This window comes from Peribacillus sp. NPDC076916 (assembly GCF_050269675.1).
In the GTDB taxonomy this organism is placed as follows: domain Bacteria; phylum Bacillota; class Bacilli; order Bacillales; family DSM-1321; genus Peribacillus; species Peribacillus aracenensis.
Genome location: NZ_JBNNIU010000026.1, coordinates 1 through 24,461 on the forward strand (window position 1 = coordinate 1; position 24,461 = coordinate 24,461).

The following is a 24,461-nucleotide window of genomic DNA, read 5'->3' on the forward strand; positions in this document are numbered from 1 at the left end:
ATTGACCATGCCGGTTGCACTTCGCGAAACGGCAGAGGGCGGCCTGGCTGCGACTCCTACTGGGCGTAGATTGGCAAAGGAAATTTTCGGTTCATATAAATAAACATTCAGTCCCATTAACAAACCTGTTGTTAATGGGACTTTTAATTTGTCATCAACCTGTTCATTTTGCAATTGAAAAAAGGAAATTAGAGGAAGATGGAGGGATTTGGCGTTTCTGTACACGGAGATAGAAACAGCTGTTTAAAAATCTGAATTATCAGTGAATATGGAGCCGTAGCAACTTTGTGAGTTATCACTAACCATGATAAGATGAGTACGAAATTTACTATGGGAAGGATTGATTCTTCATTAATTTTCTCGAATTAACGTACACGTCGGCAATGGAAAAAGCGATGTTTCAAGCTCATGGAATCGGCTATGCACTATATGCTCAAAAACTGGAGCAACGCATGATGGTTGAACAAGAACGGGAACAGGATTATCTACAAAGCAGGCGTATAACAGAGGAGATGAGAGCCAATCTCTTTTTAGGGAGTTAATTTCGATCTACGATATCGATGACATAAACGAAACAATCAGCAACAAGCGAAAGGGCAATCTAAAAGGTTGCTCTTTTTGTTCTGCCTTAAAAGATAATTTTTCCATTTAAAAGAAGGAAACAACACGTTTAAATAGAATGTACGTTCATGAAGAGGAGGAGGATCCTGATGAAGAGAAGAGCATTACTGGTATCTGCATTACCGGGATATGAAGAGGAAATTGGGCGGTGGTTATGGTGTTTAGAAGATGTTCGCCGTACGCTCATTTCGGAATTGACTGGAATCAGCCAAAATTCACTCGATTCGAAAATCGATGAAAGGCAAACGATTGGCTCGCTGTTATATCACATAGCGCTGATAGAGGCGGATTGGTTATATGAGGAGGTCCTTGTTACGGAATGGGATTCGGAAATACGCGCATTGTTTCCATTTGGATGCCGTGCTGAAGATGACTCACTAAGCCACATTGAAGGACAAACATTGGAAGAACATATCTACCGCCTCAATAAGGTACGTGAAGTATTTCTTTCAAACTTTCGTACAATGGGCCTAACGGATTGGCGTAAACCGAGGGTGCTTGAACAATATGACGTCACACCTGAATGGGTCGTTTACCATTTGATTGAACATGAAGCACATCATAGGGGGCAGATTTTTCAATTGCTGAGGAAATTACGGAATGAATGACTCTTGCCGAGTAACTGGCTTGCGAAGAGAAGGCTTGGCAGACAGTCGGCGGAATGAGGAAATCCACTGAAACGTTTTGCAAAGAAAAAAACTGTAGACAAACTCGCTTTTCTTCGAATTTGTCTACAGTTAATATGCCTGGACCGGTTTTATATCATTTAATGTATTTGGTGATTATGACCGAATTTCGAACGCAAGACGCTGCTGGCATACCCAATGAATCCTCCAACAATGGCAGGGATGATCCATCCTAGTCCTGCCTCATACATAGGAAGTATTGTGGTGAAGAAATCATTGATGAATGAAATGTGTACACCTGCTCCATTTAATCCATCGAATAAACTGACGATGAATGTTAAAAGTAAGCTGCCTTGATATACTTCAGGCCTACCTTTAAATAAAGGATGAAGAAAAGTTAAGAAGATCAAAACAATGGCTAATGGATAAATGGCTGTCATTACCGGGACAGATATGGCAATTAACTGGGTTAGTCCAATATTGGCAATTATTGCACTGAATATGGATAAACTTATGGCAATTGTTTTGTAAGGCAGATTCGGAAATAGCTTATGGAAGTACGTCGAGCACGATGTAATGAGCCCTACACTTGTCGTTATACAAGCTACTGTGATCATTAATCCTAATAATAGCCCGCCGTATGCTCCAAAGTAATAATCCGAGACTTTTGCCAAAACAACGCCTCCGTTATCCAAGCGTCCAAGTTTCTCGACGCTTGAAGCACCCATGTAAGAAAGAGCTGTGTAAATGGTAGCTAGGATAACGGCCGCAATCGCAGTCGCTTTTCCACAAACGATCATTATTTGTTTCTTTGTTTTAGCACCCTTTTCTTTAATGGCATTAATGATGATGATGCCAAAAACAAAAGATGCAAGAGTATCCATCGTTAAATATCCTTCTCTGAACCCATTGAAAAATGGTTGAACCATATAGTGCTCGGCAGGTGCTTGGAAATCTCCAATTGGATTAACGAAAGCGACTACCACCAGGATTCCAATGAATGTCAACTTGATGGGTGTCAAAACTTTCCCCACAATTTCGACAATTTTCGCGGGATTGAGCGAAAGAAGACACGAAACCGTGAAAAAGATGACGGTGAAAATAAGTAAAGGCAGTGGACCTGACTCTTCAGGTAAAAAAGGTTTTACACCGATCTCAAAAGAAACGTTTCCTGTTCTAGGCATTGCGAATAATGGACCAATGGCTAAATAAAGAACAGTTGTGAATACAATACCAAAGACTGGATGGACGCGGCTCGCTAATGATTGTAAGTCATCTTTTCCAGAAAATCCGAGTGCCAGCACACCAAGTAACGGTAATCCTACTCCTGTAGCCAAAAACCCTGCATTAGCTGACCAGATATTCGTACCTGCTGATTGACCAAGCATTGGCGGGAAAATTAAATTACCTGCCCCGAAGAAAAGGGCAAATAACATTAACCCAATTACTACTATAAATGAAAATGGTACCTTATTAGACAAAATAAACCCTCCGAAAAAACCAAAATTTGCTATTTTAGAAAATTATTAAATTTTCTAAAAATTATACACAGACTAATTTCAAGACCGTATCGTATTATATCTAAATTAAATTAATATTTCAATATATTTTTTGTTTTTTATTATTTCCCCTGATGATCAGTGGTCCGCCCTAACATTATTTTGAACATTTAAAGGCTGGTCATACTAATGAAATTCATTTTTGAACAAATGAATGGTAAAAGGAAAGAGGGAGCTGACATTCAAAAAATTCTTAGCTTTTTGTTGTTAATCGGAGTATTTTTCAGTGCAGGTGCATGTAACAAGGAAGTGGTCAAGGAAAACGGCGAAATGATAGGGAGGAGCCCTGTTAAAGAGGGAAATGCGGTCAAATTGGGAGAGGCAGAAAAGTTATTTAAAGGCTATTATACTGCACGATATACCATTAAAGATCCGGCCAATCCTCCAACCTTTGATGAAATTGCAGAAAATATTAAAGGATATTTATCAGAAGATGAATATAATGCCCAAATTCTTAACCGTTTTTATTCAATGCCTGCCCTGGTGGCCAAAGAAATCAAGAAGAGCATCGAAGTGCAAAGTGTGAAGCTTGACGAACAAAGTATAAATGAAGATGGCACAGTGGATTACACATACACAGCGGTATTTAAGGTTTATGACGAGAATTCATCCAAGATTTATAAGAAAGAAGGAGAGCTCACGATAACCATCATTGATAATGAATTAAAAGTCACCCGTGATTGGAGCAGAGGGATAAAGATTGACGGTTTAGACGGCGGACTTTAGAATGGAAAAATTAAGGCGGCGTTTTATAATGGGATCGTTCTTTGAAAAACGGAAACAAAGTAAAAAAGATGTTTTCTTACTAATTTTCTTATTAGGGCTTCCAATAATAAGTATGGTTAGGTTTATCACGGATATGGATTTATCTTGGTTAACTGACATTGTGTTAATTGCAATCATTGTTCTATCGGCATTCATATATTTTGAAGGAAAAAGAAACAGGGAAAATGATAAATGAAATCCCAGATCTCGTGGAGTAAGGGGGCAGAAATGCTATTGACTGCTAGGGAGCTAGGGATACACGTTTTTCCCGCAGATTGAACTCCTTTTGACTGGTGGTTACTTGCTCATTCCAAGCAAGTTTTTTTATTTGAAATATGAAAAAAAAAGCTATGTGAATATAAGTTTTCACATAGCTTTTATTATTGGTTAACTGATTGGGCTAATTTCGCTACATTCGTTGTAGTACTGCCATCTGCACGTTAATCTTGTTTTTAATCTGAAGTTTGGAATGCCCACCAAAAGGGAAATTTACAATTCCTTTAACTTGATCCTTCTAATTAACTCTTCAAACCAATATATTGTGTGATCTGTTCTGGTCGAAAAATAGCCATCCAAAAAATCACGAATATTCTCGTTGCCTTTAGGTTCCGGCTCAAAATTCCCAAGCTGCTCCCAAAAAGCCTTGATGGACTTTACTTTTTTTTCTAATATATCTACTACTTTATCCCGATCCACATACTTGATGTTGGCTAAACCAACAATCATATCCTTAATTTCATCCGCACTTTCAAATAATTTATAGATTTTTTTTGGTAGTTCTTCGCGCCCCTTATCCGTTATCGCAAATACTTGTTTATCAGGCCGATGTTCTTCTTTTATCACTTCTACTGGTTCGACTAATCCTTGTTTTGCCAATGATTCGAAATGATAGTACAGTTTACTTTCAGTTAACCCGCCTAGGCGATCTAATGGAATGGGTTCAGAAAGCTGCTTTTTTAATTTATAAGGATAGTTTTTATCCTCCATCAGCTTGCTCAATATAAAAATCTGGATGGACATTTTCTACGCTCCTTTAAGAAGTATTATCTCCTTATTGTAGCAAAACTTAAGCTGTGATTTCAGCCGCTTTCTTTTCAACTTCTGTTTCAGAGACCTGTCCCGGCATCGGTTTATGGATAAACGCGACAATAGCCATGTTAATTACCATCGCAGCGGCACCAACAGCTGCCATTGACCAAATGTACGGACTTGGACTGATGCTGCCATATAGGTTTGCAAAGTACGCTTGCACCGAGTAGTACATCGGGGAAATATGGCTCATCCATTCATATGGTAAATGCATCATGTCACGTGAGATGGTGGCCCCATTCGCTATTGTTTGTATTAATAAAATCGGTAGGTTTAAAATCATGCCGCCTTCACCCAATAAGAAGATTAAAATCGCTGTGAAGTTAAAACAAACCATATAGTTCAGTATTTGTTGACCTACTATACCGAAGAATAGGTCACCGCTTGGCTTGTCAATTAAATACGCTACACCTACAGCGATGAGTGATGAAACCACTGCAATCAATAACGCTGTTAATTGCACATACATGAATAAACGTGTTTTACTAGCTTTTCCACGGCTGGCTCTAAATGCACCCACTATTTGCATAGCACCGATCATCGCCCCGACATAACCGGCCATTGTCAAGAACATAGGCAGCATATTGTTATTCATGCCATCTGGTATCTCGTTAATTGTAACCACATTTCCTACATAGGATTTCTCAATCTTTTCCGCTAATTCAGCGGCTTGCTTTTCCGGTACATTAAAGTTCATCAATACGCCCTTGGCCGTTTGCTGTGAGAATTGTGTGCTTAACTGATTGTTAATTTCAGTAACGACAGAATTCATGGTAGAAGAAACGGCTGTTGCCCCTGCCTCATTGATAGTAAAGTCAATACTTGATGATGCTTTTCCTTTTTGCATATTCGCAGAGAAGGTTTTCGGGATGTGTACGACTAATGCTAAGTCATTTTTCTCTAAATCTTTTAAGGCTTGTTTATTGGTTATATCCGTCTTGATTTTTTTAAAGGGTAAATTTTCTTTTAACTGATCGGCAATCATCGCCCCATTTTCCCCGGCATCATCATTGATGATGGCGATCGGTAATTTATCGACGTTTCCTGGAATGGCTGTATACCCAGGCAAGAAGATGCCAAGCATGGCAATTGCATAGAAAATCCCCATAAAGATTGCCGCAGATGCACCTCTTGTTTTCAAGAATGCAGTAAATTTCATATGTTGAATCCATCCTTTTGATTTAATAGTATAGTACTTAATTTAAAGTACTCTAATTCGAGTATTTAAAATGAAGTACTTTGAATTTTATTTTAATTTACTCAAAAAGTCAATTGAAAATTTTTATGCATACAAAAAACTCCCAACAAAAATCTTCTTTTTGTTGGGAGTAACTATTACATTCTTTGAGGACATTACATTAAAATCGCTGCAAATTTTTCGCTAAACGCGACAAGCGATTTCGGTTAATTATGTGTTTGTTATTGATTTACTCCGCCGGTACAATTTTTGTGTGATTAAGCTGTCCTTAAGTTTTCGTCTTGTTTAAAAACGGAAAGCTATAAAAATCTAAGCATTCTTATTTCATGAACCATGGCATTAATGCAGGCTTTTTTTCATACGATATTTTTGGGGTGGAAAAATGGCAAGAGTAAGTTATCGAAGTTCGGACGTCGATTTAATGGCAAGGATGATGAGAGCTGAAGCCGAAGGTGAAGGACTGCAAGGAATGTTATATGTTGGAAATGTAATTGTTAATCGTCTTCAAGCCAATTGTTTGGACTTTAAAGATTTAAGAACCATTCCACAAGTCATTTTTCATGTACAAGGAGGAAATTATTCTTTTGAAGCTGTTCAAAAAGGCAATGTATTCTATCAAAGAGCGAGAACTGCCGAAAAAAGATTAGCAAAACAGAATCTGGAATATTGGAGACAACACCCAGGGAAATATGCCCTTTGGTATTTCAATCCATATGCTCCATGTCCTCCAACATGGTACGATCAACCTTTTGCTGGTCAATTTAAAAATCATTGTTATTATGAACCAAAACCTGGAACATGTGAAAGTGTTTATACCGGTTAGGCGGTCCAGGTGCAATTATTACAATTTAAGGAGCTGATCAGCAGCTCCTTTTTTATGCATCAAACGGGCACTTCAACAAGGAATTCTGGATTTTATGGTAAAATAAAGGGAATAATGGTGTGTTATTTGGGGGAGTTTTAGTGAAGGATATTATATTTTTTGTGGTTGGGCTATTCATTCTCTATATAGTTATTGAAACAGCAGTAAGAAAAGGAATTAACAATTCAAATATTGGTCAATTGCTTGAAGAAAAATATGGAGTTAAAGCAGATAAAAGGTCTTTTCTTGATGATGATTTAGATAATGATAAATAAAACGGATTGGAGGTTGCTGCGGCAGCCTTTTTTTATTCATATAAATAAAAAAATCCAACAAGATAACAATGATCTTCCGTAAACAGGCCGTCGGTTTGTGGAACAGCACACTTATTCAGCGTCTTTCCCAGTGCGACGAAATTCGGCGTAGTACACCTTCCGCTTTTCTGGTTCAGATTCCATATTTTCGATGAAGGCTGTTTTGGCTTCCTCCAGTAACAGGCCCTTTAATTTCCGAAGCTTTATTGGCCCCACTCCTGGTAACTTATCAGATATATGTACTTCGAAATCCCCCTGCCGTTTATAAAAGCGAATGCTGCCATACCCGATTCTTTCCACTTCCCCCAAGGTATATGCAAATTCAAATCGTTGCTGAATGAACGAAGATACCTCAGGCAGCCCTAAACCTTCATAGAGGGTAGGAAATTCATGGGAAACTGGAGGTCCTTTGAATGATATTGATGAAATCTTCAAATGGATCTTCCTCCTTTGGTGGAATAAAGACAGATATACGTTGCTTATATTATTGTGCTATGGGCCAATATTTTAAACATCTTTACAGTGGTCGTGCTTTCATGAAACCAGGAAGTGATGATTATCGATGTAGGGCCGCATTATAGAGCAGGCATCGTGAAGGATTGTCCTTTAATTGACGTCCTGATTTCAATTGGGGAGATCCTTCCGCTAATCCCAATTAAGCCAAAGCCAATTTATTATTATTTAATATAAAGATAGATATTGAAAACCTTCGATCCTTCAAAATGAGGAAGGATACCTAAGATTTTTAGATAGAAGAGAAGGTTAAAGATTTTAGAAATGTAACCTTCCTTTCAGTTGGTGTTGTTGTTGAAATCCTAAGAATTCCAGAGCAGTCGTGAGATGGTGATTAGTTTATTGAGGGAGATTCGAACTGTACTTAACGTTTGTGTCCTTTTTGAATAAATTACTCCTGTAAAAGCCAGATTATTAACATAGGAAATACGAGTGATATAAATGAGGGTACATTATGAACCAAGCTGGTGTGAATGAAAAGTATAAGGTATCGCCATTCTATGTATTTTTTATCATGCATTCTATGCAAACAGGATTAGGGGTGTTGAACTTTCAAAGAGATTTAGCCAAGGCGACGGGGACGGATGGCTGGATCTCCATAATCCTAGCCGGACTGATTGTTCATATTTTAATTTGGCTAATATATAAGATTTTCAGTATTGTTCCCGGTGATATCATTTCTGCCAATAATCATGCATTGGGTAAATGGATTGGGAATTTCTTTAGTCTCTTATTCATTCTGTACTTTTTTATCCTAGGAATGACGATCATAATCGGCTATATAAATGTCCTTCATGTTTGGATGTTTAAAGAGGTACCTTCTTGGGCCTTTGCTTTGGTTTTCCTGGTCCTGATTTATTACATCATTACGGGAGGGTTCCGGACCATTACAGGAATTGCCTTTTTAAGTGTAATTGTTTCATTCTGGCTTTTATTTATACCTCTATATGGTTTTAAATACGCTGATTTCACCAGTTTTCTCCCTATTTTCGATCATACGTTAATCGAAATAATGAAAGGAACCAGAAGTAGTTCATTATCAATGCTTGGCTTTGAAATGATCCTGATGTTTTATCCGTTCATCAAAAATCCTGAAACATCACAAAAGTATGCTCATGGAGGAGCCTTGACTACTACGTTATTGCTCCTATTACTTTATTTTGTTTCGACAGTCTTTTATTCACAGAAACAGTTGGTCCTTACCCTATGGCCAACACTCTCATTGACCAGTATCATTGAATTGCCCTTTATTCAACGTTTCGAATACATAACTGTTTCTTGGTGGAACATTGTTATTATAACTAACATGGTCCTTCCTTTGTGGGCTGCCAGCAGGGGGATCAAGCGCTTATTCAACGTCCAGCAAAAGTATCCCTTATGGGTAATGTTCATGATCATACTACTCGTCAATATATTCTTTTTCGATCTCGAATCCTTACATATATTAAATATAATGATCAATCCATACAGCGTGTCCTTCCTTGTTTTATACTTGCCTCTTCTTTTGGTTTTACTAAGCATAAAAAATAGGAGGAAACGTTTATGATCCAATTATCATTCCATTCCGAAATCCGCTCCCTTTCCGCCGACTGTCTGCCACTCGCCGGTAATGGTGATAATTACCTCCAACAAATCGTGAAATATACTATTACTTTAAACAGGAGTTGCTTTGGCAGCTCCTTTTCTTATGAAGCAAACAGGGCAGGATAGTTCGGATATAGTCTATTTAAAGTATAATATTGGTAGACATCATAACAGGGACTGAGGAGTTGAAAACAACCAGTTACCACAAATTAAAGGAATTTCCTTGGATGTAATCATAAATGATCATGACGATGTATAAGTATGATAAAAGCATTTGGGATTCAAAAAGGAATGCATGTATTAGAAATAGGTTGCGGGCAGGGTGATACAACCGTTGATAACTAGTTATTATGAAATGATGAACACTTCAAATGGAAATGAAAAATCATTAAATAGTTTCATTATTTGTGCAAAGTAAAAGATTAGCGTAGCAGTTGATAAGAAAAGGACTACATATTAGACATATCTAAAAATGTGCAGTCCTCATTTAATTTATTGTTGAAATGAACCACCCAATGAGGAACTTCAATCTTAATATAAAAAAGTGTTTGTTTTTGAAGGTGATTCATTTATTTTGTTGTATTTTTAATAATTGGTAGATTAATTAAAAATATAAAAAAATGGAGGTAAAATCACATGTTCAACAATTGGAAAAAAACATTTATGGCTGGAGTGATCAGCTTATCCTTGCTAGGTACAGGGTACGTCGGTCACGATCTGATCTCCTCGCAAAACGTCTCGGCTGAACCAGCATCAGAAAAGGCCCCAGGGCAATTGAAAAAAGTCGAGGCTTCCCAGCTTGATGAAATAATCAAACGTGGATACATTCGGGTAGGAATGACCGGCGACTACAAACCTTTTACCTATTTGAATCCAAAAACAAATGAGTATGAAGGCTTTGACGTGGACGCTGCCAAAGAACTTGGCAAAGACCTAGGTGTGAAGGTGAAATTCGTCGCCACCACATGGCCTGCGATGTTGAAAGACCTGGAAGCGGACAAATTCGATATCGCTGTGGGCGGTGTGACTCGCAATACAGCGAGACAAAAAAGCGCTTATGTATCCCAAGGTTACCTTTCATTCGGTAAGGTGCCATTAATTCGCAAAGAAGATAAAGACAAGTATCTTACCATAGAGGATATCAACAAGCCTTCTGTACGCATCGGCGTAAATCCAGGCGGAACAAACGAGGAATTTGTCCGTCAGTATCTAAGCAATGCTAAAGTAACCGTTGTACAAAACAATCTTGATATCCCACACCTTGTTGCAGAAGGTACGTATGATGTCATGATCACTGATACAGTAGAAGCAATGCTGTATGCAAAAGCTGATCCCAGACTGTATGCGGCTCAAACTGACAAGCCTTTCACAAACAGTGAAAAAGGTTATATGATCCCTAGAGGTGATTTCATTTATGCAAGCTACTTGGAAATGTGGATGGATGAAATGAAGCTACAGGGAAAATTTGATGCCCTCTACAAAAAGTGGATGGAATAGTATATAGAGATGTGCGGTCAGTTCCAGGGCAGGTTATAAATAAAAAAATTTGTTTCGGATTATTTCAACTATAAATAGATGAAGGATGAGTATTTATAGAAAAAATACCTGTTAAAACTTTAAAGAAGATAGAAGAGGACATTAAAAATAATGATTTAGGCAAAGCAAGAGATAGAATACACGGGTTAATTATCACCTATCCAGATGAATTAGAACTCCGCAAAAAGTTAGGCGATATCTATTTTGCATTAAAATATCCCTCGATGGCTGGTCGCTATTGGTATCTAGAAAAGAATAAGACACCTGAAATGGTGGATGCGTGCATTCAGTTCGAAAAATCCATGGGTAACGATCCTATTGGAATAGCCAGAGTTCTAAAGTTCAAAGGAGATAGTGAAATTATTAAAAGACTGCTAAATGAGACAGGTTCTCCTATACAAAATAAAGTTAAAGAAAAGTTGACGGAAGAACCTGATGAGACATTGGGGGATAAGTTATTTCCTATTGGGTGTATCACGATATTAATATTAATCATCTTCTTTACATTAATCGGAATTTACACTCTCTTTAGCTGGATTTTTTGATCCCTGGAAACAAGAAAGGTATTTATAGTAGTTGTTCTTCAGCTAACAGTCCTTCACTTCATTACCAGGAGCTGATCAGCGGCTCCTTTTCTTATGCAACAAATGGGGCAGGTTAGTTTAACAAATAGGATTTATTTTACGGGTTAAGGAAAGTCATATTTAGGGGGATATTTAAATGTCAAACGATGAAAACGAAGAAATGCTGACAGGAGGGAATGTCTCTAACGTTTATCGTTCGGGAGATACTGTGCGACGAGAATTAAAGCCAGATAGCCCTAGAGTTCATAAGCTATTAAGGCATTTGGAGAACAAAGGTTTCAGCTATGCTCCAAAGTTTTTAGGTATTGATGAAAAAGGAAGGGAGATATTATCATTTATTGAAGGAGAAGCTGGTAATTATCCTTTAAAAGAATACATGAGGTCTGATGATGTCTTAATGGAAATAGCGAAAATGCTCCGGCTTTATCATGATTCTGTCAGCGATTTATCATTTGATGATAGCTGGCAATCGATAGATAACACCCCCCAACAATTTGAGGTACTATGCCATAATGATTTTGCGGTATACAACATTATTTTTAAACACGAAAGACCAATAGGTATTATTGATTTCGATGTCGCTGGACCTGGTCCAAGACTTTGGGACATAGCGTACACTCTTTATACGGTTGTTCCCTTAAGTAGATTTAATCTTTCTGAAACTGGTGAGAAAGTTAATTATGATTCATTACAGCACGCTAACCGTATAAAACAAAGAGTTAGATTGTTTTTTGAATCTTACGGTGAGGAAATAAAAGAAGATTATTTGGAAATGGTATTGCTGCGATTGGAAGGGTTATGTAAAACCATTACAAGAAAAGCCAGTGAAGGTGACATTGCTTTTCAAATGATGATAGATGAAGGGCATCTTGAACATTATCAAAACGATATTACATTCATTCGTGAACATGGAAAAGAGTGGATGTAAGTGTGGATTTTTTGTTGAACGCTAGCTGGAGATCGGAGCTGTCTTTAAGGCAGCTCTTTCTTTATGCAACTAGCGGCTAAGTTGAAGAAGAAATGATAATAGTTATTGGATGAATTTATAGAATTATATAAACAAATTTTATTGCATCAGTACTGATATCAAATGGTATTATTTAGTCATGGATAATGTGTAACATTTTACCAATAACGAGTGTGTTCAGATGCAAATTGAAGGTAATTCTATAAGAAAAAAGGTGAGTGAATGGCCAGTTGGAAGAATCCTATTCTTTTAATATCAGGAATAGGGATTTCATATTTAGGGAATTGGATTTACTTAATTGCACTTAATATTTCGATACTAAACTTAACTGGCTCTGCAACAGCAGTTGCAGGGCTCTATATTATAAGGCCTATTGCCGTTTTAATCACTAATACGTGGTCTGGGAGTGTCATTGATCGTGTTAATAAACGAAGATTAATGATTTCTATTGATATTATAAGAGGTGTCTTAGTATTTGTGATTCCTTTCATATCATCATTATGGACTATATATACAGTCCTTTTATTGATTAATATTGCCGGTTCATTCTTTGGTCCAAGTTCATCCGTTTACATAACAAAGCTGGTACCTCCTGTAAATCGAAAACGATTTAATTCGATTATGAGTTTGGCCAGCTCCGGTGCATTTTTATTGGGCCCAGCTATTTCAGGGATACTTATTATGTATGTAGGGACAGAATTATGCATTGTAATTAATGCGATTACTTTTATAATTTGTGCATTTTTCATCTATCTTCTTCCGGACGTTGATGAAGTTCTAGATAATATAAGAGAACCAGTTCAGTGGAAAACTCTCATAAACGATTGGAAAGCAGTTAGGGAATTTACTAAGGTTGCAAAGTTCTTTGTATCAGTTTACTTATTGTTTCAATGTGCAATGCTAATTGGCTTTGCATTAGATTCACAAGAGGTTACTTTTATTAAACAGCACTTGGAGTTGTCTGATAGTGATTATGGCTTAATTGTCAGTATTACTGGTATTGGGGCATTGGGAGGAGCTACTGTCGCTGCCGTTGTATCTAAGAAGTTGCAACTAAGGTTATTTATAGGTGCTGGAATGTTACTGACATCAATAGGATATGTTTTGTTTTATGCATCTTTTAACTTTATAACCGCAACATTGGCATTTGTATTTTTAGGCTTCTTTATGGCATTTGGGAATGCAGGATATGCTACCTTTTTTCAAAGTAATGTACCTGTAGCAATTATGGGAAGGTTCGGGAGTATTGCAGATATGGTGCAAGGTATAATTCAAATTGGATTGACACTGCTCTTAGGGTTAACAATAGAATGGCTTTCATTACAAGTTGTTTGCATTATTTATTCTATTGTCGGAGCAATTTTTGCAACCGTACTTTTCATTACAGTGTTTATTCCTTCAAAGGCTAGTTATTTTGAAGAAAGTAAAAAAATAATTTCTGGTTAAAGAAACAATTCTTAAAACATCTTAAAGAACTAACGGGTGCGTCTGAAGATCGGAGCTGTCTTTAAGGCAGTTTTTTTCTTATGGATTATTGGAAACGGCATTAGCGACTCTGGTAAAGATGACCTAATTGGAATCTTTTTGGATATTTTTTGTATGATTCGGAGACCGTTTAGGTATAAGGTTTGTTATAATTGGTTGTATTATGATGGAAAAGTTATGGAGATGAGGAGAATATTTGAAAAAGGCAACACTTGTTTTATATTCTACTTTATTATTGGGGTTATTGGGTTGTGAAGCATTAAACACGGAGAACAAGAAAGCCAATTCTGATGATGAAATAGTCAAAGAAGATAAAGAAAAAACAGTCAAAGAAGATGAAGAAGTTAAATCTCTTTATACGGTAAACAGTTATATGAAGTCAGTCGAAGAAAACCTTGAAGCAAAATCGGAAACATTAATCAGCAATATAAATGAGTTACATAAATACACCATTTACTCTAAAGTGGAATTATTGGATTTTGTAGCATTTGTAGATAATCCTTCTGTAGGAACCGAAAACGAAACACCGATTGAACTATATTATGAGGATCATGGTACAGGGAAGCCGGTAGTATTAATTCACGGTTGGCCATTAAGTGGCCGATCTTGGGAATATCAAGTTCCTGCTCTCGTTGAGGCTGGATACAGAGTCATAACTTATGACCGTCGAGGGTTCGGGAACTCTTCTCAGCCATGGAACGGTTACGATTATGACACATTCGCTACTGATTACACCAGTTACTAGAGCATTTGGATATCCAGCGTGTGACACTGGTCGGATTTTCAATGGGGGTTGGAGAAGTAGCCCGCTATATCGGAACTTATGGAACAGATAGAGTAGAGAAGGCTGTATTTGCAGGAGCTGTACCACCATTTCTTTACAAGTCAGCAGAACATCCTGAGGGAGCATTTGATGATGCAGACATTCAAGGATTAGAAAATGGAGTGAAAAATGATCGCCTAGCATTTCTTGATGAGTTTACGAGAGGATTTTTTTCTGCTGGGGAACGAACTGACTTAGTCAGTGAACCATTCCGACTTTACAATAGGGATATTGCAGCGGGTGCATCGCCTAAAGGGACACTAGATTGTATCGCTGCTTTCAGCAAAACGGATTTCAGAGGGGATTTAGCCAAGTTTAATATACCTACCCTTGTTCTTCATAGTGATTCAGATGCAATTGTTCCATTTGAAAATAGTGGGAAGCAGACACATGAAGCAATTCCTGATTCTAAGGTAACTTTAATAAAGGGTGGTCCACATGGGTTCAATGCAACACATGCCAAAGAATTTAATGAAGCATTGCTAACATTTTTAAATGGCTGATTACAAATGCCCGTAAATTGTTGGAAACTGATCGATAGAAATCGTTTTTTTGATAAATTCAACAATGAATATAACAGAGCCACTTTAAAAACGGATGAGTTTGTTTTTTAAGGAAGACAAAAAGGGCTAGCGTTTTATATAAAAGATCAATCCAATTTAATAGAAACATAAGGGCGTGTTTTGATTATCTTTTTTCAAAACATGCCCTTTCTATTTAGCGAGTATACTTTTATCAACAATCGGGCGCGATTACTGGACAATGGGCAGTCGCTTTTTTACTAGTCGGATCCGAATTGGGTGAAAATAATTAAGAAACCCAGCTAATCTTCTCATGTGAAGGCAGCTCAGTTCCAGGGCTGCCATTTGGCCTTTTTGCTTAATGAGCTAAAGGGGCAGGTTAGTTCAACTGTAGTTTTAAAAAAGATTGATCATTTAGAATACAGTTCGGTAATTTATATTAAAGTTTGATAAAAATAGCCTCCTTGGATTCTTATCCGTAAGAGGTTATTTTTTAGTTATGCTTTTTATTGAGTTTTAGGTTTCTGCTGATAGTTTTTAAATTTCAATCGTGTATAAGAAATAATGCCGGACAATAAGAAGAAGCTGATAATCGTTCCTTCACGAATATTGATTGGTAAATTGTATAGTAGTGATATGGTTATTGATAGAATAATGGAGAATAAATCGACACAATATCTGTATTGAGAGAAAGGGCGTTTTGTTAATTCGGCTATTTGTAAACATAAACTTTCAATAGGAAAAGGGATAATATCTAATGATAAAATAATGCCTGTTGCTCCACCGGCTAGTATCGCACCGAAAATAAATAGTCCGATTCTTACTAAATAATTCTCTACGTGAATCGTACCGAAAATTGTATAGAGGAAAAAATTAATAACCATTCCAAAGAACAAGATGGAAATGAACATCAAAGTGAATTTTCTAAAATCCTTTTTTTCGCATAGGCAGATATAACCGAATAGAAAAATGAAATTTGCAATGAATGTAATTGTGCCAACTTTGATGGAAGTCCATTCAGATATGGATAAATTCATCGCATTAAAACTGCTGACACCAACATCAGCTTTTAATGTAAGACTAATGCCAATAGCACTTACTATATAGAGTAGAATTGAGTGAATTACTTTTTTCATGGTTATTGCTCTAATAAGTCCATTATTTGCATTAAATTTGATATCGTATATGTGCTCTTAGGTAAACATGATTTAGGCATGCTTCTCTTAGGGTTAAACCATACACAATCAATTCCGACATTGATAGCTCCTTGAATATCCGATGTTAAACGATCACCTATCATTAAAAATTCTTCTTTACGGCTTGTATGCAGGGCATCAAAAATATAGTAAAAGAAATGGGGATTCGGTTTTTCATAACCAATTTCTTCGGAGATAAAAAGCTGTTCAAAATATCCTTGTAGCTTGGCACCTCCTAATCTTTTTCTTTGAGTCTTTCCTACACCGTTTGTTCCAATATATAATTTATAATCTTGCTTACTTAAAGCATTTAATAATTCATGTGCATGAGTAATGGTCTTATGTCCTTGGTTTAAATGCTCACGGTACATAGCTTCAACTTTTGCTCCGTTTTCATCTATATGAAATTCCTTCAAAAAAAGTGAAAAACGCGTTGTCAGCACTTCTTCACGAGAAATCAAGCCTTCCTCTAATTGATGCCATAATCCATCATTAATGCGCTTATAACATGCAATGGTTTGTTTATTAAAGGGCAACTCGTACAGCGTAATAATTTGTTTTAAAGCCTTTTCTTCTGAATCTTGAAAATCAAGTATCGTATCATCTAAGTCAAAAATAATATGTTTGTATTTGTTCATTCCTATCCACCTCTTGGTAGTACTATATCTAAAGTAAGAATATAATAATAGGAGATATCTCATATTGAGGTGATAAAATGGAAAGAATCAATTTGAAGGATTACGCTGAAAATTTTTCAGATATATATAATGATATTCAAGAAACTTTTCCGAAAGCAGCTTTACATCAGGCTTTTATTTGTAAGTTTTCTTCTAATGAATATATAGTGCGCTTTGATGAAGATATTCAGTACTTATTTTTATTATTGGATGGACGGGCAAAAATATATATAGTACACGAAAATGGAAAACGTGCTCTGATTCAGTTCCTAAAGAAAGATGATTTTATTGGTGAATTATCCTTGATTGAGGTGGAAAAGAATTTAAAAGATGTTGTGGCTATAAATGACTGCACTTGCTTAGCGGTTCCATTGGCTGCATCGAAAGAGCATCTGTTAAATGACAATCTTTTTCTCCGTAATTTATCAAAATATTTAGGTGATAAATTACTTAAAAGAACGGATCATTACACAGCTATGCAGGATTATGAATTCAAAAATCGATTGGCCAAATATATTCTTCAAATAGAAAACGATGGATGCTTTCAAGAGAAGCATACCGAAACAGCAGAATACGTGGGGGCAAGCTATCGACATTTATTATACACACTTAACCAATTCCATGAAGACGGATTATTAGAGAAAAGAGGAAGGAAATATTTTATCATTAATAAAGAAAAGTTAGAAAGATTGAGTTCAAAAAAGGATTAATTTAGTATGATTTGATAACTTGAAATAGAAAAAAGTTATTACACTTTTTTTATATCACAGAAACGAATACTGCTTTGCTAATAACTCCTTCGATAGTTCAGTCTTCGTCTGTGAGGATTATTTCTAAAAAAGTTTTTAATGGTAAAATTAGTTAGGGGGGATTTTGTTGAATGGTAATAAAAGTTTTAAATTTAATTTTATAGTTTCTTTAACTTTTCTCATTTTAGGTTTTATTTTTATAAATATCTTTACCAATATAGTACCTACCATTATTCTTTTTGGTTACTTCTTTTTGTACTATCTCATTAGTGGCCTTTATCGTTTATCCCAACATAAGAAACAAAACAGATCGAACTCATCTAATTAAATTTCATACCGTCTCATTTGCGTCATAGTCTGTTTCAACTCTTCAATAAGAATTATGGAACTAACGGGGCAGGTTAGTTGAATAAGATAATATTTGGACAAGATAGATATAAGTAGAAAAGTTAATAACAAGGGGTGGTTTTTTGGAGAAAAATATTGGGGATGTAGATTTTTTTTAAACAAGTAGTAAAAAGACTTTGAAAAAAAAAAAATATTTCCCCTCAGAAACCTTAATTTGAAATCAAAGAGAATATAATGGTTTAGCATTAAGAACAAAGATGGAGTAGACTTAAATTGTTTTAATATTTTAAACCTTATTTACCGAACAATTGGACCTTTAGAAGAGAGCTGAACAAACAAGAAATAGAATTATTGAGGTTTATGCAGAGTGTCAAGGCATTTTATTTTGATTATAGCAATGAAATGAATACCATTTGGCGATGAATTATTTTACTAAGTTTTTAATGTTTTTACTGATATATGCAAAGTTAGCAGTACACACTAATAAAGTAATAAGGTTTACTTCAGTAAAATAAGGTATATTATATTTGATGAATAGATTCTCTTTAAAGACAAGAAAAGTAGGTGAACGAAGTGGGAAAATATCAATTGGATACCAAAGGTCAGGTAGCTGTGACAAAGTTTCATGAAAAACAGAAGCCTGCCAAATTTGATAAAAAGCAGCAACTTGAAAAAATACGTGCAGATTATTTGAAAAAGAAACAAAAACAAACAGATAAATAATATGGATGAAAACATAGGAAGACTAAAATCTCCCTATGTTTTTCTTATTCGAAGTTCTTTTTTCAATTCCCATAAACTTCAGATTCGGTGACAAAAAACTCGTTATCAGATATCCATTCCTCACTAAAAATTTCAGTAGCAGAATCAATAGACCAGCCGTTATTTTGGATACACCAGTAATCTCCAGCAGAAATTTTTAAAACATTTTGATACTCACTTGGCTTAGGTAGCTGAATAAAAAGATAAGTCTCGATCTTTTCAGCAAGATACCTTCTCAACACCCCACACTCAAAGAAAGTCAGGGAATACGTGCTTTACATCAATAAGGGAGGTTGTTGAAGCAACCTTTTCTTAATGAACTAACGGGTGCGTTAGCTGAAATCGGAGCTGTCTTTAAGGCAGCTTTTTCTTATGCAACTAACGGGGCAGGTTAGCTTAATAAAGATACCCGTTTTTTGAAACTTTTACCTTATTTTTCCGTACTGCTATATGTATAGTATTTACTAGTGAGGAAAGGAGGTAGAAGGATGAAGCTTTGGTGGGTTGCAAACGTTTTTTGGTTAGTGATTTTTTCCATACTTGCTATCGTTATTGGAACAAGACAAGTAGACGGAGCAGGGGCTGTTCAAACTCCTGAAATCAGAATTATTACATTAATAATTTTAGGTGTTGCATTTGTGTTTATCCTTATAATACAACTAATCCGGTTTTATTTTGTTCGTAAAAGAAGACGACTGTCATAGACGTCCTTTCTTTATCCTAATGAATAAACATAGTTGATACCCAATAGTTTGTGAATAAATGTACTTAAACTAACGCTGAAGATCGGAGCTGTCTTTAGGGCAGCTCTTTCTTTCCATGCAACTAACGGGGCAGGATAGTTGAATATAGGAATGAAGTAAAGGAGGCTAAGATGAATACATATTGTAAGAGTGCATTACATCAAATTAAAGTTGCTGTAACGACAATTGTTGAGATGATAGAAAAGTTAGCAGAAAATGACTTACAAAAAAGACCTACGCCCAATAAGCATTCCATAGGAGAGCTGTTAGAACACATTGCTATTATTTGTGAAGCTGATTCGCTTATTTCGGACGGGGCGTCCCAAGACAAGATGAATAAATTTTATTCAAATGTTTCATATAAAAGTCTAAATGAGATGAAAGAAGCATTGATAAAAAATCATCAATTTTTAGAAGATAAATTTATGAATTTTACAGAAATCGAACTTCAAGAGGAAATTACTTCTTATTGGGGTGTTACATACTCACGATATGAATGGTTGTTAGAGATTGTAGCTCACGTTTATCATCACAGAGGGCAATTACACTCTATGCTTGTTCATTGTTATGGAATAGACCCAAAAGTTCCATTGTTTGAATAGAACTTTACTATTGAACTAACGAGGCAGGTTAGTTGAAGAAGGATTTTCATTTTCCTTTGCAGAAGGTAAGTAATGTAGGTGCATTTCCTTATGAAAGAAGGTTGTATTATGGAGTTTTATCCTTCTGAAATAGATTTCATTTCTCTATTTGAATGTCTTCCAGTAAAGAAAGATGATGATGAACTGTTCGAATATAATGAATCAACCTTCAGGTTCAAGGTTAAAAAGTATAAATATGAGGTTATCATTTGCCCGTTTTATAATCAATTTGGGTTATTAGTACAAGAGGGAAGTATGGTTATTGGAAGATATAACTTTCAAACGGTAAGTAAAATCGAAATACTTACCGATAAAGAGGATGAATCTTCTATACGGTTATTTTTAGATGATGATAGAGAAAGGTTTTTAATGATTGTAGAAATTACCTTCAAACCGAACTTTAAGATTGAAATAAAAGAAACGTTTGCTTGATTACATTTAAGAACTGGCTGACCAAACCCGTAGCCTTTTTATTGAACTAAGGACCAGTATTCCTGTAATGAATGTTTTTAATGAACTAACGGGGCAGGTTAGCTCAATAAGGGACTATGATAAAATTACAATAAACAATGTACATAGAAACCAATAAAGGGTTTAATTCAAGGAGATTTTTATGAATAATCACTGCTGCGAAACTATGAAAGACCAAGTTAATATTAAGTGCAAGATTCACGCTAACCCATTTGATTGTCCAGACATATTGATTACCTATGATAAAAAGTTTGATGAATATGGGTTAATAATCCACGATGGAGGCAGCTCAAGTATAGAGATAACCTATTGTCCCTGGTGTGGCTCGAAATTACCTGATTCTAAAAGAGATTTATGGTTTGAAATCCTTGAACAATTAGGATTTGATGACCCTGTTGAGCAATCGATTCCAGAGGAATTTAAAACAGATAAATGGTATAAAAATAGTAAATGAGCAGAAGATTCACTAGCTTGTTGAGAGATGCTTTGGGAGTTTTTTTCTAATTTAAAACAAAATTTGTGAAGGATTCTACTTAAACTAACGGGTGCGTTAGCTGAAGATCGGAGCTGTCTTTAAGGCAGCTTTTTTTTATTTAACTAAAGGGGGCAGGTCAGTTCAACAAGGAATTATACTTAATCCTATAGAAATTAGTACCTTGAATTCTAATTTAGATGAGGAAAAGGGGAACTAATGAATTATAAAGTCATTATAAACACGCCAATATCTAATCATGAAATACCTGAATTAAGAGAGCTTGTTGGATGGGGAAGACGCGATAAAGATTACCCTAAATTGTTTGAGCGTTGTAATTTTTGGGCTGGAGTAAGAAACGAAAATAATAAACTTATAGCATTTGGTTATGTTGCAGGCATGGGATTAGAACATGGTTATATGGAAGACATAATTGTTCATCCTGATTATCAAAAAATAGGGATTGGTATGGAGTTAGTAAGAGAATTATTAAGTGAGTCTGAACGGTACGGATTGGAGATTGTTACCTTGACGTATGACTCCAAACATAAAAACTTTTATGAAACTTGTGGCTTTACTCCCTGTTCAGGTGGGGTATGGAAAAATCAGTTATGAACTAACGGGGCAGTTTAGTTCAACAAGGACTGGTGCAAAGTTTATCCGAAATAAGACAAAAGTGTCTTATGAAACTTTTTCCATTTCCATTCTTAATATATAATGAATGAGGTGAACTATATAATTAATAGTAAATAATCGTCATAGGGGGTAAAAAATGAGAATAGTTGTATTAGCTGGCGGATTAAGTGATGAAAGGGATGTTTCTCTTGCTTCTGGTGCTCAAATTTCTAATGCTTTAGTTTCAAAAAATCATGATGTATTATTACTAGATATTTATAAAGGTTTACAAGATGTTGCTGATTTTGAATCAGCTTATAAAAAATATAGAAAAGAAACATATACCTATAATGTGCCTAAAGAAAAACCTAATTTGGAAGTATTACGAAAACAGCAAAATAATCAAAAGTCTTTAATTGGTCCTAATGTGTTAGAAATTTGTCAAGATGCCGATATTTGCTTCCTTGCTCTTCATGGTGGAATTGGTGAAAATGGACAATTACAGGCCTTATTCGATATATACGGTATTCAATATACTGGTAGTTCCTATGAGGGCAGTCTATTAGCGATGAATAAAATAATTTCAAAAGAATTAATGGCTTTTAATGGGATAAAAACGCCAAAATGGGATATTTATGATTTCGATAAAGAATTACCAGAAATTAATTATCCAGTAGTTTTCAAGCCAAATGACAATGGTTCTAGTATAGGAGTGATAATTCTTAATAATTCTGATGAACTTCATAAAGCATTAGAAGAAATAAAGGATATTTCAAATACTATTCTAATTGAAGAAAAAATAGATGGTAGAGAGTTTTCTGTTGGCATAATTGGAAATGCTGCTTTACCTGTTATAGAAATTATTCCTAAGAAAGGTTTCTTCGATTACCAAAGTAAGTATCAAGTAGGTGCAAGTAAAGAAATATCTCCTGCAAATATTCCAGATAGTCTAGCTGAAGAATTACAAAACACGGCGTTAAAAGTACATAATTTATTAGGATTAAAAGTCTATTCTAGAATTGACTTTATTGTTGATCAGGATAATGTAATTTATTGCATTGAAGCGAATTCTCTACCTGGTATGACCCAAACTAGTTTATTACCTAAAGAAGCCCATGCTAATCAAATAAGTTATGAAGATTTATGCGAATTACTAATAATAGAATCTTTCAAGAAATACTCATAAGAACAAGATATATCATACGTAAACAAAAGCAGTGTGTAGTCAGTGCTTTTGTTTTTAGAGTCTTAAGTGAGATCAGATTTTAGTTATTCAATTAAAGGGCGCGATTCTTTAATAAGAATCGCTTTTCTTAATGAACTAACGGGTTCGTTAGCTTAACAAAGGGTTGCTGCGGCAACCCTTTTTCTAGTGGAACTAAAGGGGCAGATTAGTTGAATAAGAAGGGAAAAACAAACTTTTCATTGAATTAATTAGGATCAATTTAATAAAAGGAGAGACTCATCTGTTCATGAAATTATCAATGTCACAACTATTTGCTTTAGAGCATTTTACAAAGTATGCAAGGAACCATAAACATCAAGCTAAAGCAACCATTAATCACATATTAAAAATGTCAAATATCTCGGATAAGATATTTGAAAATGCTGTTGTTAATTTAAAGACTCACGCAAAGATTGGCCTACATTTTCATCCAGATAGACCAGATTCGACTATGAAAAGCGTTGCTGAAGCACTGCTTGAGCAGGGAATATATAAGAGCCAGTTTGAAACATTTTTATCTAATGGCAGCGTATCCGCATACTCTGGTGGTGAACGCGACATTTGGGAGAAAAGAATTTTTGGAGGAGCATATCAACTGGAGGGCACAACCAATAACCAACGGCCTAAATATGGGGCACTTAATTTGATGTTACATCCAGATGGGCCTGCTCCGCGTTTTGGATCATGCTATTTTATTCTTTCCCCTGAGGTCTCATATCGTTCCACCTACACGTATTTGGATTCGCATCAAGACCCAAAAGAAAAGGGTACTTATGAAGAATTTGACATCATTTTGGCTGCACTCTTGGAAGAGGCGTTCTTAAGAGATTTTGCAATCGGTGAAAGAAATCTGACGCCAGCAAGATTAATCAATCATTTACTGGTTAACCTAGAAAACCCGATTATGGACCCAGCAAACAAAGAGCCAAACCGCAATCTTAACCACTATCTTGAAGCCCAAGTTCATGGGGATATTTCACTTAAAGAAGACGTGGAAGTGCTTGTTGCAGATCCTTCATTCAAGGACACTCATGTAGGGAGAACAATGGAACAAATATGCCTTAAGTATTCTATTGATCTATATTGGCACATGGGTTTTGTACTTATGGTAGACGAAGTTCCTGCGGATTTTAGGGGTCCATCAATGACTTCCTTGGCAAAACGCATTGCACAAAATAATTTTATCGATGCGAACATAATTGGATCTGCTGTAATGGACTTGAAACTCAATCCAGTATCTTGGAGTGATCGCGGAACTTATAAGGAGATACTTCAGGAATTAAAACTATTGTGGCACGTTTTAGTGAGATATGGAAAGACAATCTAAAATTGAACTAAAGGGTGTATGAGTTGAACAAGGAGTTGTTGAGGCAACTCCTTATTTTCCCTATAGTAGAAAAATGAGATTGTGAAGATTTGTACTTAAACTAACGGGTGCGTTCGTATTATAAGGTTAGCCAGTTTTTACTGGTTGACCTTTTTTAATAGAATCTATTATATCAGTAGCCAGGGTAG

General features: G+C 35.7%; 28 protein-coding genes and 1 pseudogene. 22 read left to right on the forward strand and 7 right to left on the reverse strand.

Going from position 1 to position 24,461, the window contains the following annotated elements; all coding sequences use genetic code 11:
- The first annotated feature begins 395 nt into the window (after nucleotides 1-395).
- The gene (locus tag ACQKFG_RS27665) at nucleotides 396-542 is read left to right on the forward strand and encodes a hypothetical protein (protein ID WP_192208360.1); all 147 of its coding nucleotides are present in this window, start codon (nucleotides 396-398) and stop codon (nucleotides 540-542) included.
- Between the two features lie 168 nt (nucleotides 543-710).
- The gene (locus ACQKFG_RS27670) at nucleotides 711-1,229 is read left to right on the forward strand and encodes a DinB family protein (protein ID WP_427564255.1); all 519 of its coding nucleotides are present in this window, start codon (nucleotides 711-713) and stop codon (nucleotides 1,227-1,229) included.
- Between the two features lie 158 nt (nucleotides 1,230-1,387).
- On the opposite strand, the gene brnQ is transcribed toward ACQKFG_RS27670, so the two are convergent.
- Nucleotides 1,388-2,728 carry a branched-chain amino acid transport system II carrier protein gene (gene brnQ, locus ACQKFG_RS27675; protein ID WP_427564257.1) on the reverse strand — a complete coding sequence of 447 codons (1,341 nt, stop codon included), beginning with the start codon at nucleotides 2,726-2,728 and terminating at the stop codon, nucleotides 1,388-1,390.
- A 207-nt stretch (nucleotides 2,729-2,935) separates the two neighbouring features.
- On the opposite strand from brnQ, the gene ACQKFG_RS27680 reads away from it, so the two are divergent.
- Complete coding sequence (locus ACQKFG_RS27680; RefSeq protein WP_427564259.1) at nucleotides 2,936-3,532, forward strand: hypothetical protein; 597 nt, start codon at nucleotides 2,936-2,938, stop codon at nucleotides 3,530-3,532.
- Nucleotide 3,533: 1 nt separating this feature from the next.
- Complete coding sequence (locus ACQKFG_RS27685; protein ID WP_427564261.1) at nucleotides 3,534-3,767, forward strand: hypothetical protein; 234 nt, start codon at nucleotides 3,534-3,536, stop codon at nucleotides 3,765-3,767.
- A gap of 293 nt (nucleotides 3,768-4,060) precedes the next feature.
- Here the strand turns inward: ACQKFG_RS27685 and ACQKFG_RS27690 are convergent, their stop codons facing one another.
- Entirely contained in the window at nucleotides 4,061-4,591 is a 531-nt protein-coding gene (locus ACQKFG_RS27690; RefSeq protein ID WP_192206698.1) for a PadR family transcriptional regulator, read from the reverse strand.
- A gap of 46 nt (nucleotides 4,592-4,637) precedes the next feature.
- On the reverse strand, nucleotides 4,638-5,819 hold the full coding sequence (locus tag ACQKFG_RS27695) for a YhgE/Pip domain-containing protein (RefSeq protein ID WP_427564263.1): 1,182 nt from the start codon (nucleotides 5,817-5,819) through the stop codon (nucleotides 4,638-4,640).
- A gap of 421 nt (nucleotides 5,820-6,240) precedes the next feature.
- On the opposite strand from ACQKFG_RS27695, the gene ACQKFG_RS27700 reads away from it, so the two are divergent.
- Nucleotides 6,241-6,681 carry a cell wall hydrolase gene (locus ACQKFG_RS27700; protein ID WP_192206696.1) on the forward strand — a complete coding sequence of 147 codons (441 nt, stop codon included), beginning with the start codon at nucleotides 6,241-6,243 and terminating at the stop codon, nucleotides 6,679-6,681.
- Between the two features lie 140 nt (nucleotides 6,682-6,821).
- Complete coding sequence (locus ACQKFG_RS27705; protein WP_349730613.1) at nucleotides 6,822-6,995, forward strand: hypothetical protein; 174 nt, start codon at nucleotides 6,822-6,824, stop codon at nucleotides 6,993-6,995.
- 111 nt (nucleotides 6,996-7,106) lie between these two features.
- Here ACQKFG_RS27705 and ACQKFG_RS27710 read toward each other — a convergent pair whose 3' ends face one another.
- Nucleotides 7,107-7,469, reverse strand: a complete 363-nt coding sequence (locus tag ACQKFG_RS27710) for a hypothetical protein (protein WP_427564266.1) — start codon at nucleotides 7,467-7,469, stop codon at nucleotides 7,107-7,109.
- A 532-nt stretch (nucleotides 7,470-8,001) separates the two neighbouring features.
- Here ACQKFG_RS27710 and ACQKFG_RS27715 point away from each other — a divergent pair.
- The 7 genes and pseudogenes from ACQKFG_RS27715 (at nucleotide 8,002) to ACQKFG_RS27745 (ending at nucleotide 15,029) form a co-directional block, all read left to right on the forward strand.
- Nucleotides 8,002-9,093 (forward strand): GerAB/ArcD/ProY family transporter, encoded by a 1,092-nt coding sequence (locus ACQKFG_RS27715; RefSeq protein ID WP_427564268.1) that lies wholly within the window; start codon nucleotides 8,002-8,004, stop codon nucleotides 9,091-9,093.
- Entirely contained in the window at nucleotides 9,090-9,257 is a 168-nt protein-coding gene (locus ACQKFG_RS27720) for a hypothetical protein (protein ID WP_427564270.1), read from the forward strand. Before ACQKFG_RS27715 ends, ACQKFG_RS27720 begins: the two co-directional genes overlap by 4 nt.
- Nucleotides 9,258-9,767: 510 nt before the next feature.
- On the forward strand, nucleotides 9,768-10,628 hold the full coding sequence (locus ACQKFG_RS27725; protein ID WP_427564272.1) for a transporter substrate-binding domain-containing protein: 861 nt from the start codon (nucleotides 9,768-9,770) through the stop codon (nucleotides 10,626-10,628).
- A 95-nt stretch (nucleotides 10,629-10,723) separates the two neighbouring features.
- Entirely contained in the window at nucleotides 10,724-11,212 is a 489-nt protein-coding gene (locus ACQKFG_RS27730) for a DUF6584 family protein (protein WP_192208049.1), read from the forward strand.
- 175 nt (nucleotides 11,213-11,387) lie between these two features.
- Nucleotides 11,388-12,179: a phosphotransferase gene (locus ACQKFG_RS27735; RefSeq protein ID WP_427564274.1), complete on the forward strand. Its 792-nt coding sequence runs from the start codon at nucleotides 11,388-11,390 to the stop codon at nucleotides 12,177-12,179.
- A gap of 261 nt (nucleotides 12,180-12,440) precedes the next feature.
- Complete coding sequence (locus ACQKFG_RS27740; protein WP_427564276.1) at nucleotides 12,441-13,664, forward strand: MFS transporter; 1,224 nt, start codon at nucleotides 12,441-12,443, stop codon at nucleotides 13,662-13,664.
- Nucleotides 13,665-14,175: 511 nt separating this feature from the next.
- Nucleotides 14,176-15,029 (forward strand): annotated as a pseudogene (locus tag ACQKFG_RS27745) (alpha/beta fold hydrolase).
- Between the two features lie 524 nt (nucleotides 15,030-15,553).
- Here the strand turns inward: ACQKFG_RS27745 and ACQKFG_RS27750 are convergent.
- Both ACQKFG_RS27750 and ACQKFG_RS27755 read right to left on the reverse strand, forming a co-directional pair.
- Nucleotides 15,554-16,183 (reverse strand): YczE/YyaS/YitT family protein, encoded by a 630-nt coding sequence (locus ACQKFG_RS27750; protein ID WP_427564278.1) that lies wholly within the window; start codon nucleotides 16,181-16,183, stop codon nucleotides 15,554-15,556.
- Nucleotides 16,184-16,185: 2 nt separating this feature from the next.
- The gene (locus ACQKFG_RS27755; RefSeq protein WP_427564280.1) at nucleotides 16,186-16,881 is read right to left on the reverse strand and encodes a YjjG family noncanonical pyrimidine nucleotidase; all 696 of its coding nucleotides are present in this window, start codon (nucleotides 16,879-16,881) and stop codon (nucleotides 16,186-16,188) included.
- A gap of 77 nt (nucleotides 16,882-16,958) precedes the next feature.
- Here ACQKFG_RS27755 and yeiL point away from each other — a divergent pair, with 77 nt between their 5' ends.
- Nucleotides 16,959-17,630, forward strand: coding sequence for a transcriptional regulator YeiL (gene yeiL, locus ACQKFG_RS27760; protein ID WP_427564282.1), 672 nt, complete (start codon nucleotides 16,959-16,961; stop codon nucleotides 17,628-17,630).
- Between the two features lie 960 nt (nucleotides 17,631-18,590).
- Nucleotides 18,591-18,740 (forward strand): hypothetical protein, encoded by a 150-nt coding sequence (locus ACQKFG_RS27765; RefSeq protein ID WP_192206677.1) that lies wholly within the window; start codon nucleotides 18,591-18,593, stop codon nucleotides 18,738-18,740.
- Between the two features lie 62 nt (nucleotides 18,741-18,802).
- Here ACQKFG_RS27765 and ACQKFG_RS27770 read toward each other — a convergent pair whose 3' ends face one another.
- Nucleotides 18,803-19,018: a hypothetical protein gene (locus ACQKFG_RS27770; protein ID WP_427564284.1), complete on the reverse strand. Its 216-nt coding sequence runs from the start codon at nucleotides 19,016-19,018 to the stop codon at nucleotides 18,803-18,805.
- A 249-nt stretch (nucleotides 19,019-19,267) separates the two neighbouring features.
- On the opposite strand from ACQKFG_RS27770, the gene ACQKFG_RS27775 reads away from it, so the two are divergent.
- From ACQKFG_RS27775 to ACQKFG_RS27805, 7 genes are all read left to right on the forward strand, one after another.
- The gene (locus ACQKFG_RS27775; RefSeq protein ID WP_427564286.1) at nucleotides 19,268-19,483 is read left to right on the forward strand and encodes a DUF3923 family protein; all 216 of its coding nucleotides are present in this window, start codon (nucleotides 19,268-19,270) and stop codon (nucleotides 19,481-19,483) included.
- Between the two features lie 170 nt (nucleotides 19,484-19,653).
- The gene (locus ACQKFG_RS27780) at nucleotides 19,654-20,124 is read left to right on the forward strand and encodes a DinB family protein (protein ID WP_427564288.1); all 471 of its coding nucleotides are present in this window, start codon (nucleotides 19,654-19,656) and stop codon (nucleotides 20,122-20,124) included.
- Between the two features lie 90 nt (nucleotides 20,125-20,214).
- Nucleotides 20,215-20,595: a hypothetical protein gene (locus ACQKFG_RS27785; RefSeq protein WP_192206674.1), complete on the forward strand. Its 381-nt coding sequence runs from the start codon at nucleotides 20,215-20,217 to the stop codon at nucleotides 20,593-20,595.
- Nucleotides 20,596-20,776: 181 nt separating this feature from the next.
- Nucleotides 20,777-21,088, forward strand: coding sequence for a DUF6980 family protein (locus ACQKFG_RS27790; protein WP_192206673.1), 312 nt, complete (start codon nucleotides 20,777-20,779; stop codon nucleotides 21,086-21,088).
- A 237-nt stretch (nucleotides 21,089-21,325) separates the two neighbouring features.
- The gene (locus ACQKFG_RS27795; protein ID WP_427564291.1) at nucleotides 21,326-21,721 is read left to right on the forward strand and encodes a GNAT family N-acetyltransferase; all 396 of its coding nucleotides are present in this window, start codon (nucleotides 21,326-21,328) and stop codon (nucleotides 21,719-21,721) included.
- 157 nt (nucleotides 21,722-21,878) lie between these two features.
- Nucleotides 21,879-22,907 (forward strand): D-alanine--D-alanine ligase family protein, encoded by a 1,029-nt coding sequence (locus tag ACQKFG_RS27800; protein WP_427564293.1) that lies wholly within the window; start codon nucleotides 21,879-21,881, stop codon nucleotides 22,905-22,907.
- A 286-nt stretch (nucleotides 22,908-23,193) separates the two neighbouring features.
- Nucleotides 23,194-24,273, forward strand: a complete 1,080-nt coding sequence (locus tag ACQKFG_RS27805; RefSeq protein WP_427564294.1) for a DUF3626 domain-containing protein — start codon at nucleotides 23,194-23,196, stop codon at nucleotides 24,271-24,273.
- Nucleotides 24,274-24,461 lie beyond the last annotated feature (188 nt).

Bases quoted from the DNA above. Each gene is read 5' to 3' on its own strand.
- ACQKFG_RS27665 (WP_192208360.1), top strand. From the start codon at position 396: ATGTTTCAAGCTCATGGAATCGGCTATGCACTATATGCTCAAAAACTG.
- ACQKFG_RS27670 (WP_427564255.1), top strand. From the start codon at position 711: ATGAAGAGAAGAGCATTACTGGTATCTGCATTACCGGGATATGAAGAG.
- ACQKFG_RS27680 (WP_427564259.1), top strand. From the start codon at position 2,936: ATGAAATTCATTTTTGAACAAATGAATGGTAAAAGGAAAGAGGGAGCT.
- ACQKFG_RS27685 (WP_427564261.1), top strand. From the start codon at position 3,534: ATGGAAAAATTAAGGCGGCGTTTTATAATGGGATCGTTCTTTGAAAAA.
- ACQKFG_RS27690 (WP_192206698.1), bottom strand. From the start codon at position 4,591: ATGTCCATCCAGATTTTTATATTGAGCAAGCTGATGGAGGATAAAAAC.
- ACQKFG_RS27695 (WP_427564263.1), bottom strand. From the start codon at position 5,819: ATGAAATTTACTGCATTCTTGAAAACAAGAGGTGCATCTGCGGCAATC.
- ACQKFG_RS27700 (WP_192206696.1), top strand. From the start codon at position 6,241: ATGGCAAGAGTAAGTTATCGAAGTTCGGACGTCGATTTAATGGCAAGG.
- ACQKFG_RS27715 (WP_427564268.1), top strand. From the start codon at position 8,002: ATGAACCAAGCTGGTGTGAATGAAAAGTATAAGGTATCGCCATTCTAT.
- ACQKFG_RS27720 (WP_427564270.1), top strand. From the start codon at position 9,090: ATGATCCAATTATCATTCCATTCCGAAATCCGCTCCCTTTCCGCCGAC.
- ACQKFG_RS27725 (WP_427564272.1), top strand. From the start codon at position 9,768: ATGTTCAACAATTGGAAAAAAACATTTATGGCTGGAGTGATCAGCTTA.
- ACQKFG_RS27735 (WP_427564274.1), top strand. From the start codon at position 11,388: ATGTCAAACGATGAAAACGAAGAAATGCTGACAGGAGGGAATGTCTCT.
- ACQKFG_RS27740 (WP_427564276.1), top strand. From the start codon at position 12,441: ATGGCCAGTTGGAAGAATCCTATTCTTTTAATATCAGGAATAGGGATT.
- ACQKFG_RS27750 (WP_427564278.1), bottom strand. From the start codon at position 16,183: ATGAAAAAAGTAATTCACTCAATTCTACTCTATATAGTAAGTGCTATT.
- ACQKFG_RS27755 (WP_427564280.1), bottom strand. From the start codon at position 16,881: ATGAACAAATACAAACATATTATTTTTGACTTAGATGATACGATACTT.
- yeiL (WP_427564282.1), top strand. From the start codon at position 16,959: ATGGAAAGAATCAATTTGAAGGATTACGCTGAAAATTTTTCAGATATA.
- ACQKFG_RS27775 (WP_427564286.1), top strand. From the start codon at position 19,268: ATGAAGCTTTGGTGGGTTGCAAACGTTTTTTGGTTAGTGATTTTTTCC.
- ACQKFG_RS27780 (WP_427564288.1), top strand. From the start codon at position 19,654: ATGAATACATATTGTAAGAGTGCATTACATCAAATTAAAGTTGCTGTA.
- ACQKFG_RS27785 (WP_192206674.1), top strand. From the start codon at position 20,215: ATGAAAGAAGGTTGTATTATGGAGTTTTATCCTTCTGAAATAGATTTC.
- ACQKFG_RS27790 (WP_192206673.1), top strand. From the start codon at position 20,777: ATGAATAATCACTGCTGCGAAACTATGAAAGACCAAGTTAATATTAAG.
- ACQKFG_RS27795 (WP_427564291.1), top strand. From the start codon at position 21,326: ATGAATTATAAAGTCATTATAAACACGCCAATATCTAATCATGAAATA.
- ACQKFG_RS27800 (WP_427564293.1), top strand. From the start codon at position 21,879: ATGAGAATAGTTGTATTAGCTGGCGGATTAAGTGATGAAAGGGATGTT.
- ACQKFG_RS27805 (WP_427564294.1), top strand. From the start codon at position 23,194: ATGAAATTATCAATGTCACAACTATTTGCTTTAGAGCATTTTACAAAG.